Origin of the sequence: Streptococcus parasanguinis, assembly GCF_047465465.1 — a bacterium.
GTDB classification, from domain to species: domain Bacteria; phylum Bacillota; class Bacilli; order Lactobacillales; family Streptococcaceae; genus Streptococcus; species Streptococcus parasanguinis_AI.
The window spans coordinates 200862-213597 of sequence record NZ_JASGZU010000002.1 but is presented as its reverse complement, the minus strand read 5'-3'; the positions used below and the strand labels follow the sequence as shown (position 1 = coordinate 213597).

The window sequence follows — 12736 nt, the reverse complement described above, 5'->3', positions numbered from 1 at the left end:
AAAATGAAGATTCTGGCGAGAAAGGAAACGATCAGGAAGGGCTTTCAAAAGCTTTCTTTTTTTTGTATAATAGAAACATGAAATGTGAGGAGGATATTATGGTACAACCATTATTTTTACATTCAGTGATGCAGGAAAAAATTTGGGGAGGAACACGTCTAAAAGAGGAATTTGGTTACGACATTCCGAGTGACCATGTCGGTGAATTTTGGGCGATTTCGGCCCATCCGCATGGCGTTTCTAAAGTGGCCAATGGTCCATACGAAGGAATGGGATTGGATCAGCTCTATCAAGAGCACCGAGAATTATTCGGCAATCGTAAAGAGCCTGTCTTTCCTTTATTAACAAAGATTTTGGATGCTAACGACTGGCTTAGTGTACAGGTGCACCCGGATGATACCTATGCCATGGAGCATGAGGGAGAACTTGGAAAAACCGAGTGTTGGTATGTGATTGCGGCTGACGAAGGATCAGAGATTATCTATGGACACAATGCCGAGTCAAAAGAAGAACTCCGCCAGCAAATCGAAGATAAAAACTGGGATGCCTTGCTGACAAAAGTTCCAGTCAAGGCTGGAGATTTCTTCTATGTGCCAAGTGGAACCATGCACGCAATTGGATCTGGAATCTTGATTCTTGAAACCCAACAGTCGAGTGATACCACCTACCGGGTTTATGATTTTGACCGCAAGGATGCTCAAGGAAATTTGCGAGAGCTTCATCTAGAAAAATCAATTGATGTGTTGAATATTGGGGAGCCAGCTAATAGCCATCCAGATACAGTTGTGATCGATGATCTTCGGATGACGACCTTGGTTGCAAGTGATTTCTTTACGGTTTATAAGTGGGAACTTACTGGAAAAGCTAATTTTGAAAAGACTGCTGATTACAGCTTATTGAGCGTCCTAACTGGAGAAGGGATATTGACTGTAGATGGAAAGGATTATCCTATTCAAAAAGGAAGTCACTTTATCTTGCCAAGCGATGTTGAATCTTGGACTTTGGAAGGGCAAGGTTTAGAATTGATTGTGAGTCACCCATAAAAACAAAGGGTTTGAGTAAAACGCAATGGAACTACTCAAGCCTTTTTTCTGAAATAAAACTATTTTTATGTTAAGTCTTGACTCTGACCTAAGGGGAGGGATTATACTATCCTTGTAAGGAGGAAATCATGTTCCATATCAAAGAAGCTGCAGAGCTGTCAGGTGTCTCTATCAAGACCTTGCACCACTATGATAAGATAGGACTTCTAGTCCCTGTGAAATCTAAAAATGGCTATCGAACATACAGCCAAGAAGATTTAGAACGCTTACAGGTAATTCTCTATTACAAGTATCTAGGGTTTTCCTTGGACCAAATAGCAGAACTCTTAGCCGAAGAAAAGTCTAACTTATTGCCCCATTTGACCAAACAGTTAGATTATTTGACTCAAGAAAGAAAACGTTTGGATACCTTGATTTCCACCTTGCAAAAAACCATTCAAGAACAAAAAGGAGAAAGACAAATGACAATTGAGGAAAAATTTACTGGATTTAGCTACCAAGATACTCAAAAATACCATCAAGAGGCGGTAGACAAGTATGGCCAAGAAGTCATGAACCAAGCGCTTGAACGCCAAAAAGGTCGAGAAGATGAGGCAACAAGAGCCTTCAACCAAGTTTTTCAAACTTTGGCGCAAAATCTCAAAGATGGTCTACCCGTATCAGCAAATGAAAACCAAGATCAAGCAGCCAAACTGTTAGACGCAATTCGAACGTATGGATTTGACTGCTCTATAGAGGTTTTTGGCCATATTGGCAAAGGCTATGTCTATAATCCAGAATTCAAGGGAAATATCGACAAGTTTGGGGCTGGTACAGCCCAGTACACTTCGGATGTCATTGCTTCTTATGTAGAAAATCAACCGAAATAAAAAAGTGAGAGTGGGACAGAAATCGGTAATTCGTTAGAATTCGATTTCGTCGTCCCACCTCCGCACAGTTGAGTAGGGCTGTAAAAGCTGATGAAATCAGCGTACTAGAGCCCACTCAACCACTGCGTCTTGCTCGACAATCCAAAAATAATTGAGAGGCTAGGATTTTTGTCCCAGCCTCGTTTTTTGCTTAGAAAAAATTGAAAAGAAACGGTCCTATCTATGGGAGGTGGAAGGGAAGAATGAAAACTTTATGAAAATTCCACAATTTCGGTTGACAGTCTTGAAAAAAAGGAGTAGAATAACCCCTGTTTTATGAAAAGAGGCAGGGAATTCCCGGCCTCATGATCTTTTTTTCAAGGAGTTTTTTATGTTTTCAACATTGAAAAAATGGTTTATTGGCCGTCCGTTGAAATCTGGTGCAGAAGGTGAAGGAGGGCTGTTAGGGAAAATGCAGGCCTTGGCCATGCTCTCTAGTGACGCACTTTCTTCTATTGCCTATGGTCCAGAGCAAGTTATCCTGGTCTTGATGACCGTATCAGCAGGAGCCATTTGGTGGTCCATTCCAATTGGGATTGTGGTTCTAGTTCTCCTAGCCAGTTTAACGATTTCTTATCGCCAGGTCATTCATGCCTATCCTCAAGGGGGAGGGGCCTACATGGTGACTACGGAGAATTTGTCTCCGAAAGCGGGGTTGATCGCTGGTGGCAGTCTCTTGGTCGACTACATGCTGACAGTAGCAGTATCTGTTTCTTCCGGTGCAGATGCCATCACGTCAGCGATCCCCTCTCTTCATCCTTATAATCTTCACATTTCCATTTTGTTGGTCTTGATCTTGATGCTGATGAACCTGAGGGGATTGCGCGAATCGGCAACATCCTTGATGATTCCGGTCTACCTTTTCATTGTCAGTACCATTGCCTTGATCGGCTATGGTGTGATCCAAATTTTGACTGGTCAATTGGCCTATAACGCGACTGCTCATGTGGGTCAAACCATTTCAGGGGTTAGTGTCATTCTCTTGTTGCGGGCCTTTACGAGTGGATCAGCTTCACTAACAGGTGTTGAAGCCATCTCCAATTCGGTTCCTTTCTTTAAGAAACCAAAAGCAAAGAATGCAGCCTCTACCTTGACCATCATGGCTTTGATTTTGGGGATCATGTTTGCAGGGATTACCTTCCTCAATTACTGGGTGGGTGTCGTACCAGCAAAAGGGGTAACAACTCTAGCTCAAATGGCCCAAGCTATCTTAGGAAATTCTCCGGTCGGACAAGCCTTCTTCTACGTTTTCCAATTATCAACAGCCTTGATCCTGGCAGTTGCGGCGAATACGGGGTTCTCAGCCTTTCCAATGTTGGCCTTTAACATGGCTAAAAATAAATACATGCCACACATGTATATGGAAAAAGGGGATCGTCTGGGCTATTCCAATGGGATTTTGACTTTGGCCATTGGTGCCATCGTCTTACTCTTGATCTTTGATGGGCAAACAGAAAGTTTGATTCCGCTTTATACCATTGGGGTCTTCATTCCTTTTGCCCTTTCTCAAACAGGGATGGTGATCCACTGGAAACGCCAATATCAAAAAGGCTTTCTCAAGTATTCGCTTGCCAATATCCTCGGGGCAGCCATCTGTTATGGTATTGTCTTGATCCTCTTGCTGTTCCGTCTGCGTGAAATCTGGCCCTTCTTCCCTATTATTGGTCTTTTGCTTTGGATGTTCTTGAGTATCCGCAATCACTATGATAAAGTTGCGGCTCAATTGCGCTTGGGAGGTAAGATCGAAAAGACAAATTATGCGGGCAATACCGTGATTGTCCTTGTCGGAAATGTCACTCAGGTAAGTGTGGGAGCGATGAGTTATGCCAATAGCCTAGGAAATGACGTCATAGCCATGCACGTCTCAACAGAAGAAACCAAGGTTAAAGATGCAGAGGTGGCAGAAGAATTTAAGCACTATTTCCCTCATATTCGCTTTGAAAATGTCATGACGAGCTACCGGGATATTATTCAACCAACAGTTGAATTTGTCTCTAAAGTAGCTGAGGAAGCTAAAGAAAAAGGGAATACTGTCACAGTCTTAGTCCCTCAATTCATCCCTAAAAAACATTGGCAAAATATTCTCCATAACCAAATGAGTTTGAAATTGAAGTACGCACTTCGTTGGCATGAAGAAGTGGTTGTGGCAAGCTATTCTTACCATTTGTCTGAATAACTATCGCATATAGAAAAGATGTCTGCTTGAGCAGGCATCTTTTGGATTTTCTCACACGAAAAAAACCACTCGAAAGTCTTGTAAGATACAGCCTTGATCTTGAAAAAATGTTAAAAAAATGCTAGAATAAAAAGAACATTTTAGATTTTGAAAAAATCAAAGTAAGGAAAAAAATGGCAAATTTAGTAAAAACAATTATTGAAAATGATCGAGGCGAAATCAAACGCCTTGAAAAAATGGCTGACAAGGTCTTTTCTTATGAAGACCAAATGGCAGCTTTGACGGATGACGAATTAAAAGCGAAAACAGTTGAGTTTAAGCAACGCTATCAAGATGGTGAGTCTTTGGATGATCTCTTGTACGAGGCTTTTGCAGTTGTTCGTGAAGCTGCAAAACGGGTCCTTGGTTTGTTCCCATACAAGGTTCAGGTCATGGGGGGGATCGTTCTTCACCATGGTGACGTTCCAGAGATGCGTACAGGGGAAGGAAAAACCCTGACAGCAACCATGCCTGTATACTTGAATGCCTTGTCTGGTAAAGGGGTACACGTTGTTACCGTCAATGAATACCTGACAGAGCGGGATGCAACAGAGATGGGGGAATTGTACTCATGGCTTGGCCTTTCAGTAGGGATCAACCTGGCAGCAAAATCTCCAGCTGAGAAAAAAGAAGCTTACCTCTGTGATATTACTTACTCAACCAACTCAGAGATCGGGTTTGACTATCTGCGTGACAACATGGTTGTTCGTGCTGAAAACATGGTTCAACGTCCATTGAACTACGCCTTGGTCGATGAGGTAGACTCGATTTTGATTGACGAAGCTCGTACTCCGTTGATCGTTTCTGGTCAGACAGCTTCTGATACGAGCCAGCTCTATCACATGGCGGATGCTTATGTGAAGACCTTGACAGAGGACGATTACATTATCGATGTCCCATCTAAAACCATCGGTTTGTCTGATTCAGGGATTGATAAGGCAGAAAGCTACTTTAATCTTGAAAACTTGTACGATATTGAAAACGTAGCCTTGACCCACTTTATCGATAATGCCCTTCGTGCCAACTACATCATGATTTTGGATATCGACTATGTGGTCAGCGAAGATCAAGAAATCTTGATCGTCGACCAATTTACTGGTCGGACCATGGAAGGTCGTCGTTATTCTGATGGGCTTCACCAAGCGATCGAAGCTAAAGAAGGTGTTCCAGTTCAAGAAGAAACCAAAACATCTGCATCGATTACTTACCAAAACCTCTTCCGTATGTACAAGAAGTTGTCAGGGATGACAGGGACAGGGAAAACCGAAGAAGAAGAATTCCGTGAAATTTATAACATTCGCGTGATTCCAATTCCAACCAACCGTCCGATTGCCCGTATTGACCATCCAGACCTTCTCTACCCAAGCTTGAAATCAAAATTCAAGGCTGTTGTGGAAGATGTCAAGTCTCGTCACGAAAAAGGGCAACCAGTCCTTGTTGGTACTGTTGCCGTTGAAACCAGTGATTACCTTTCTCAATTGTTGGTGCAAGCAGGTGTTCCTCACGAAGTCTTGAATGCGAAAAACCACTACAAAGAAGCGCAAATCATTATGAATGCCGGTCAATGTGGTGCCGTTACCATCGCGACCAACATGGCCGGACGTGGTACCGATATCAAGCTCGGTGAAGGGGTTCGCGAACTCGGTGGCCTTTGTGTCATCGGGACCGAACGTCACGAAAGTCGTCGGATCGACAACCAGCTTCGTGGACGTTCCGGACGTCAAGGGGATCCAGGTGAATCTCAATTCTACTTGTCTCTTGAAGATGAGTTGATGCGTCGTTTTGGTTCAGAACGGATCAAAGCAGTGCTCGACCGCTTCAAGTTGAGTGAAGAAGAATCGGTGATCCGTTCAAACATGTTTACCCGCCAAGTAGAGGGAGCACAAAAACGGGTTGAAGGAAACAACTACGATACCCGTAAGCAAGTCCTTCAATACGATGACGTGATGCGGGAACAACGGGAGATCATCTATGCAGAACGCTATGACGTGATCACAGCTAACCGCGACTTGGCTCCTGAAATCATGGCTATGATTAAACGGACTATCAAACGGATTGTCGAAGGTGCTAGCCACTCAAGCAAGGAAGAACGCATCGAAGCGATTCTAAACTTTGCCAAATACAATTTGGTTCCGGAAGATACGATTTCTGAAAGTGATATTGAAGGAAAATCAGACAAGGAAGTCATCGACTACTTGTATGGACGGGCAGAAGAAATCTATGCTAGTCAAGTAGCAAAATTGCGTGACGAAGAGTCTGTGCAAGAGTTCCAAAAAGTATTGATTCTTCGAGTGGTGGATAGCAAGTGGACAGACCACATCGATGCTTTGGATCAATTGCGAAATGCAGTTGGACTTCGTGGGTATGCGCAAAATAACCCAGTGGTGGAATACCAATCAGAAAGTTTCCGTATGTTTAACGATATGATTGGATCAATTGAATTTGATGTCACTCGTCTCATGATGAAAGCCCAAATTCACGAACAAGAACGTCCACGTACAGAACACAGCATTTCAACAACTGCTACTCGCAATATTGCAGCCCAACAACAAGATATTCCAGCAGAAATTGATTTGTCACAAGTGAAACGCAATGATTTGTGCCCTTGTGGTTCAGGTAAGAAATTTAAAAACTGCCACGGACGTAAAGGTTAAGATCTCCTCTTAAACGTAGTGAGGAAGGGTCTAGGTAGCAGAAGGAGGCCGTATGGTATTCGTTAGGAAGAGCAATAAGATTGATGAGCAAGAGATCACTTCGCTGTACCGTTTGGAAGGTTCAGCCTTGGAGCGTAAAGAAGCACGTGACCGGGAGTTGGAGGCGATTATCAAAGGAGAAGACCAACGGATCCTTCTTGTGATTGGGCCTTGTTCTTCTGATAATGAAGAAGCGGTGATGGAGTATGCCCGTCGCTTGGCAGATCTGCAAGAGCAAGTGAAAGATCAGATTTTTATTGTGATGCGGGTCTATACGGCTAAGCCTCGGACCAATGGGGATGGTTACAAAGGCTTGATGCACCAACCAGATACACAGGCGGCACCAAGCTTTGTGGATGGTTTAAAAGCTGTTCGGCATCTTCACTACCGTGTGATTACAGAAACTGGTTTGACGACTGCAGATGAATTGCTTTATCCAGGCAGTCTTCCTTATGTTGAAGATTTGATTTCTTATCATGCCATTGGAGCGCGTTCAGTTGAAGACCAGGAGCACCGCTTTGTATCAAGTGGAATCTCTGCTCCAACAGGCATGAAGAATCCAACATCAGGAAATCTTTCCGTCATGTTTAATGCGATTTATGCGGCCCAACATCCACAAAATTTCTTGTTCAATGCCCAAGCAGTGGAAACATCAGGAAATCCTTTGGCCCATGCGATCCTTCGCGGAGGATTGGATGCAACTGGTAAGAATATTCCAAATTACCATTATGAAGATTTGCTAGCGGCAGCAAAACGCTATAGCGAAATGGGCTTGCAACATCCCTTCATCCTGGTGGATACCAACCATGACAATTCTGGCAAACAATTCGAAGAGCAAGTACGAATCGTGAGAGAAACCATGATGAACCGTGTTTGGAACAAGGATTTGGCAACTTTAGTTCGTGGTTTCATGATTGAATCCTATCTAGAAGATGGCCGTCAAAATGAACCAGTGGTTTATGGTCAATCCATCACAGACCCTTGCCTGGGTTGGGAAAAAACACAGGCCTTGGTCAAAGAAATTGCAACTATGAATAAGTAACAGGCAGGGGCGGAAGGAGTGATTCTTTAGCCCCTTCTCTTTTGTCAGTAAAACGATACTGAGACAACAAATAAGGATAAAACAAGATGATCAAAGGACATGGCATCGATATCGAATCGATCGCTGCGATTGAAAAAGCCTATCAGAAGAATACCCGATTCGCTGAAAAAGTCTTAACTGAGGCTGAGCGAGAGCGTTTTGAGGAGTTGTCTGGAAAACGGAAAATGGAATATTTAACGGGCCGATGGTCCGCCAAAGAAGCCTTTTCGAAGGCAATGGGAACAGGGATTGGACCGGTTGGCTTTCAAGAGTTAGAAATTTTAAATGATGCCCACGGAGCCCCCTATTTTTCCAAGTCTCCTTTTTCTGGGAAGGTATGGATTTCGATCAGTCACAAAGGAGACCTAGTGTCGACCAGTGTCATTTTGGAGGAAGAAAATGAAAGCAAGTAAACATAGACCAACTGTTGCTAGAGTCGATTTGGATGCCATTGCCTTTAATGTGCAACAAGTCAGTGACCATATTCCGAGTCAAGCCTTGAAATATGCAGTCGTCAAGGCCAACGCCTATGGTCATGGGGTCGTTGCGGTGACCAAAAAATTGGCGCCTCAGGTAGATGGTTTTTGTGTTTCCAATATGGATGAAGCCCTCGAAATCCGTGAAGAAGGCTTGCAACACCCTATTTTGATTTTGGGAGTTGTGCCAAGTGAAACAGTGAATCTAGCCAAAGAGCATGACATCCGCTTAACAGTGGCGAGTCTTGCTTGGTTGGATCAATTGCTTGGACAAGAAGCAGATCTTTCAGGATTGAAGGTCCATATCAAGGTGGATTCTGGAATGGGGCGGATTGGATTCCGAAGGATCGAAGAGATCAAAGAGGCTGAACGTCTCCTCTTAGCAGCTGGAGCTGAAATTGAAGGGATTTTTACTCATTTTGCGACAGCAGATGAAGCAGATGATCGAAAATTCCAAGCGCAATACCAGTTTTTCAAAGAAGTATTGGCTGCTCTTGAAACCCTTCCTCCCATTGTCCATGCTAGTAATTCGGCTACCTCTTTGTGGCATGCGGATACGATTTTCACGGCTGTGCGCTTGGGAGATGTCATGTATGGCTTGAATCCGAGTGGTTCTGTGTTAGTCTTGCCTTATGAAATTAAGCCAGCCTTGAGTTTGGTGAGCGAATTAGTTCATGTGAAACAGTTGGAAGCTGGTCAAGATATTGGCTACGGGGCAACCTATACGACGGGAGAATCCCAATGGATCGGGACGATTCCTATCGGCTATGCGGATGGTTGGATACGAGAGATGCAAAATTTCCATGTGCTGATTAAGGGGGACTATTGTCCCATTGTTGGTCGCGTTTCGATGGACCAGATAACGGTTCGCCTTCCTGAAGAATTGCCTCTGGGGACCAAGGTTACCCTGATTGGACGAGAGGGCGAGAAAGAAATCACGGCAACAGAGGTTGCAGATTACCGTGGTACCATTAATTATGAAGTGGTCTGTCTCTTGAGTGATCGGATTCCTCGTGACTATACAGGTGAAGAATAAGAAGAAGCAGGTGGGATTTTCCCGGATGGACCTGCTTTTTTATAAAAGAAAGGAGGAGAAATGAATCTACACCAACCCTTATCCGTACTGCCTGGAGTCGGTCCAAAATCGGCGGAAAAATTTAAAAAGTTAGGGATTGAAACCTTAGAAGATCTGCTCTTGTATTTCCCTTTTCGCTATGAAGACTTCAAAACGCGCAATGTTTTAGAGTTGGAAGATGGTGAAAAAGCCGTCATCTCTGGGGTGGTAGCAACACCAGCCAATGTCCAATATTATGGCTACAAACGAAATCGCTTGCGTTTTTCAATCAAACAGGGAGACCAAGTCATTGCGGTTAATTTTTTCAACCAACCCTATCTAGCAGACAAAATTGAGGTTCAGCAGACAGTGGCGATTTTTGGAAAATGGGACAAGGCCAAAGGCAGTTTGACAGGGATGAAACTCCTGGCTCAAGTGGAAGATGATTTGCAGCCGGTCTATCGAGTGACGCAAGGAGTCAGCCAAAACAGCCTGGTGAAATTGATCAAAATAGCATTCGACCAGGGCTTGGACCAGCTTTTAGAAGAGAACGTCCCCCAAATCTTACGAGAGCGTTATCAACTTATGTCTCGTTCCCAAGCAGTGCAAGCTATGCATTTTCCTAAGGATCTGACAGAGTACAAGCAAGCTCTTCGCCGGGTAAAATTTGAAGAGCTCCTCTTTTTCCAGCTGCAACTCCAAGTGCTAAAAGAAGAAAATCACGATGCCAGCCAAGGGATTTCCTTGGCCTGGAATCCAGAAAAATTAGCAGAACGAAAAAAACAGCTTCCTTTTGAGCTAACGCAAGCTCAAGAAAACAGCTTGAATGAAATCTTGACAGATATGGCCTCACCTTATCATATGAACCGCCTCTTACAAGGGGATGTGGGAAGCGGGAAGACAGTCGTGGCCGGTCTTGCCATGTATGCAGCCTTAAGCGCTGGTAAGCAAGCTGCCTTGATGGTTCCAACGGAGATTTTGGCAGAGCAGCACAAGGAAAGCTTGCAAAATCTTTTTCCAGATTTGCCAATTGCCCTTCTAACAGGAGGATTAAAGGCGGCTGAGAAACGAGAAGTCTTAGAAGAGATCGCCTCAGGAAAAGCCCAATTGATTGTGGGGACACATGCCTTGATTCAAGAGGGAGTTCACTACCAAGATCTTGGTTTGGTCATTATTGATGAACAGCATCGCTTTGGGGTTTCCCAACGTCGTATTCTTCGAGAAAAAGGACAAAATCCAGACGTCCTGATGATGACGGCTACCCCTATTCCCCGGACCTTGGCTATTACAGCCTTTGGAGATATGGATGTGTCCATCATTGATCAGATGCCTGCGGGACGCAAGGAAATCATCACACGTTGGGTCAAGCATGAGCAGTTAGAAGTGGTCCTCGACTGGTTAGTCAAAGAACTTGGCAAAGGTTCTCAAGCCTACTTTATTTCTCCATTGATTGAGGAGTCAGAGGCGCTAGATTTGAAAAACGCCCTTGCCCTCCAAGAAGAGCTAGAGACCTTCTTTGGGCAGCGAGCACGCGTTTCTCTGCTTCACGGGAAGATGAAAAGTGAAGAAAAAGATGCCATCATGCAGGCCTTTAAAGAGCACCAAGTCGATGTTTTGGTGTCTACGACCGTTATTGAAGTAGGAGTCAACGTACCCAATGCAACCGTTATGGTCATTATGGATGCAGATAGGTTTGGTCTTAGCCAGCTTCACCAGCTACGAGGCCGGGTTGGTCGGGGAAACAAGCAATCCTATGCTATTCTAGTAGCCAATCCTAAGACAGATAGTGGCAAGCAGCGCATGAAAATTATGACAGAGACGACCAATGGGTTTGTGCTAGCGGAAGAAGATTTGAAAATGCGAGGTTCAGGTGAAATCTTTGGAACCCGTCAATCGGGGATCCCAGAGTTTCAAGTGGCTGATTTGGTAGAAGATTATCCCATTCTGGAAGAAGCAAGGAAAGTTGCTAGCCAGATCGTAGCTACACCAAATTGGCGCGAACACCCCGATTGGCATTTGCTCTCGCTTTACTTAGAAAAGAAAGAACATTTAGACTAAACGGAAAAAAGGGAGTAGAGTGGAAATTCTTTGGATTCCACTCTACTCCCTTTGAGATTGCATTTTACGGGCTTTGTATCTTATTAACTGAACACGGGCTGCGGATTGTGTCAAAAAGATGAATCCTCCTAGAATCTAATGATTCTGCGTCGAATTCCCTATTTTGACTGTATCCGCTACGCCCTTTGTATCTTATACTACCCTTCGATATAGTCTTTGAGTTCTTGTCCTTTTAGGCCAGCATTGAGGGCGATGAGGAGTTTGATGCGCGCTTTGGGGGCGTTTAATTCTTTGATGAAAAAGACACCTGCTTGATGGAGTTGGACGCCTCCTCCTTCATATGCGTAGACGGGTTCAGCGATTCCATTGAAGCAACGGGATACTAAAGCGATTGGGAGACCTGCATCCATGAATTCTTGGAGTTTATGTGCCGTTTCTTTAGGGATGTTTCCTGCTCCAAAGGCTTCGATAATGAGGCCATCGAGCTTTGAAAGATCCAGCATGTCCAGCAGATCGGTTTTCATCCCTGCATAGGTAGCAATGATCGGAACAAAACCATCGATGGTATCGAGATCAAAGCGCACCCTTGGCTCAGCAGTTTTAAAGAAGAGGATTTCCTTTTTCATGACCAAACCTAGTGGGCCGTGGGTTGGTGTCTGGAAGGTGCTGACATTGGTGGTGTGGGTTTTGGTGACGTACTTAGCCGCATGAATTTCATCGTTCATGACGACTAAGACGCCTTTATCGCGTGCTTTTGGATCGGACGCCACTCGAAGGGCTGTCAGAAAATTATAGACGCCATCGCTTCCTAGCTCGTTGGAGCTTCGCATAGCTCCTGTAATGACCACACCGATCTCTGGTAACTCCATGGTATCCAAAAAATAAGCCGTTTCTTCCAGCGTATCTGTCCCGTGGGTAATAACGATGCCATCATAGTTGTGAGCTTCCTCTTTGATTTTTTGATACAGGGCTAACATGTGACGAGGAGTCATTTGAGGGCTGGGAAGGTTGAAGAAGTCCTCTGAGGTGACTGCAATCCCTTCAATTGGTGAAGTAACTTGGGTCATGGGATTGACTTCATTGGTAATCACTGCCCCAGAGTCATCTGCCGCCATCGAAATGGTCCCTCCGGTATGTAGTGCTAAAATTTTCTTAAACATGTGAAGCTCCTTGGAATATGTGATATAATTTATTTTATCATAAAAAGA

Annotated in this window: 9 protein-coding genes; 8 read left to right on the top strand and 1 reads right to left on the bottom strand. The window is 44.2% G+C overall.

The window, feature by feature from the left end; all coding sequences use genetic code 11:
• The first annotated feature begins 98 nt into the window (after nt 1-98).
• From manA to recG, 8 genes are all read left to right on the top strand, one after another.
• Nucleotides 99-1043 (top strand): mannose-6-phosphate isomerase, class I, encoded by a 945-nt coding sequence (manA, locus tag QM351_RS05460; RefSeq protein ID WP_414326876.1) that lies wholly within the window; start codon nt 99-101, stop codon nt 1041-1043.
• A 128-nt stretch (nt 1044-1171) separates the two neighbouring features.
• Nucleotides 1172-1912 (top strand): MerR family transcriptional regulator, encoded by a 741-nt coding sequence (locus QM351_RS05455; RefSeq protein WP_414326874.1) that lies wholly within the window; start codon nt 1172-1174, stop codon nt 1910-1912.
• Between the two features lie 370 nt (nt 1913-2282).
• The gene (locus QM351_RS05450) at nt 2283-4127 is read left to right on the top strand and encodes an APC family permease (RefSeq protein ID WP_414326872.1); all 1845 of its coding nucleotides are present in this window, start codon (nt 2283-2285) and stop codon (nt 4125-4127) included.
• Nucleotides 4128-4300: 173 nt separating this feature from the next.
• The gene (secA, locus tag QM351_RS05445) at nt 4301-6820 is read left to right on the top strand and encodes a preprotein translocase subunit SecA (protein WP_414326871.1); all 2520 of its coding nucleotides are present in this window, start codon (nt 4301-4303) and stop codon (nt 6818-6820) included.
• A gap of 52 nt (nt 6821-6872) precedes the next feature.
• On the top strand, nt 6873-7901 hold the full coding sequence (locus QM351_RS05440) for a 3-deoxy-7-phosphoheptulonate synthase (RefSeq protein WP_414326869.1): 1029 nt from the start codon (nt 6873-6875) through the stop codon (nt 7899-7901).
• Nucleotides 7902-7987: 86 nt separating this feature from the next.
• Nucleotides 7988-8353: a holo-ACP synthase gene (acpS, locus tag QM351_RS05435; RefSeq protein WP_031572889.1), complete on the top strand. Its 366-nt coding sequence runs from the start codon at nt 7988-7990 to the stop codon at nt 8351-8353.
• Nucleotides 8340-9452, top strand: a complete 1113-nt coding sequence (alr, locus tag QM351_RS05430) for an alanine racemase (protein WP_414326866.1) — start codon at nt 8340-8342, stop codon at nt 9450-9452. The genes acpS and alr overlap by 14 nt, the downstream gene beginning before the upstream one ends.
• A gap of 60 nt (nt 9453-9512) precedes the next feature.
• Nucleotides 9513-11528, top strand: coding sequence for an ATP-dependent DNA helicase RecG (recG, locus tag QM351_RS05425; protein ID WP_414326864.1), 2016 nt, complete (start codon nt 9513-9515; stop codon nt 11526-11528).
• Between the two features lie 197 nt (nt 11529-11725).
• Here recG and QM351_RS05420 read toward each other — a convergent pair whose 3' ends face one another.
• Nucleotides 11726-12688 (bottom strand): asparaginase, encoded by a 963-nt coding sequence (locus tag QM351_RS05420; protein ID WP_414326862.1) that lies wholly within the window; start codon nt 12686-12688, stop codon nt 11726-11728.
• Between the last annotated feature and the right edge of the window lie 48 nt (nt 12689-12736).

What these genes read in the sequence shown, in the direction of transcription:
- manA (WP_414326876.1), top strand. Translation starts at nt 99, where the DNA reads ATGGTACAACCATTATTTTTACATTCAGTGATGCAGGAAAAAATTTGG.
- QM351_RS05455 (WP_414326874.1), top strand. Translation starts at nt 1,172, where the DNA reads ATGTTCCATATCAAAGAAGCTGCAGAGCTGTCAGGTGTCTCTATCAAG.
- QM351_RS05450 (WP_414326872.1), top strand. Translation starts at nt 2,283, where the DNA reads ATGTTTTCAACATTGAAAAAATGGTTTATTGGCCGTCCGTTGAAATCT.
- secA (WP_414326871.1), top strand. Translation starts at nt 4,301, where the DNA reads ATGGCAAATTTAGTAAAAACAATTATTGAAAATGATCGAGGCGAAATC.
- QM351_RS05440 (WP_414326869.1), top strand. Translation starts at nt 6,873, where the DNA reads ATGGTATTCGTTAGGAAGAGCAATAAGATTGATGAGCAAGAGATCACT.
- acpS (WP_031572889.1), top strand. Translation starts at nt 7,988, where the DNA reads ATGATCAAAGGACATGGCATCGATATCGAATCGATCGCTGCGATTGAA.
- alr (WP_414326866.1), top strand. Translation starts at nt 8,340, where the DNA reads ATGAAAGCAAGTAAACATAGACCAACTGTTGCTAGAGTCGATTTGGAT.
- recG (WP_414326864.1), top strand. Translation starts at nt 9,513, where the DNA reads ATGAATCTACACCAACCCTTATCCGTACTGCCTGGAGTCGGTCCAAAA.
- QM351_RS05420 (WP_414326862.1), bottom strand. Translation starts at nt 12,688, where the DNA reads ATGTTTAAGAAAATTTTAGCACTACATACCGGAGGGACCATTTCGATG.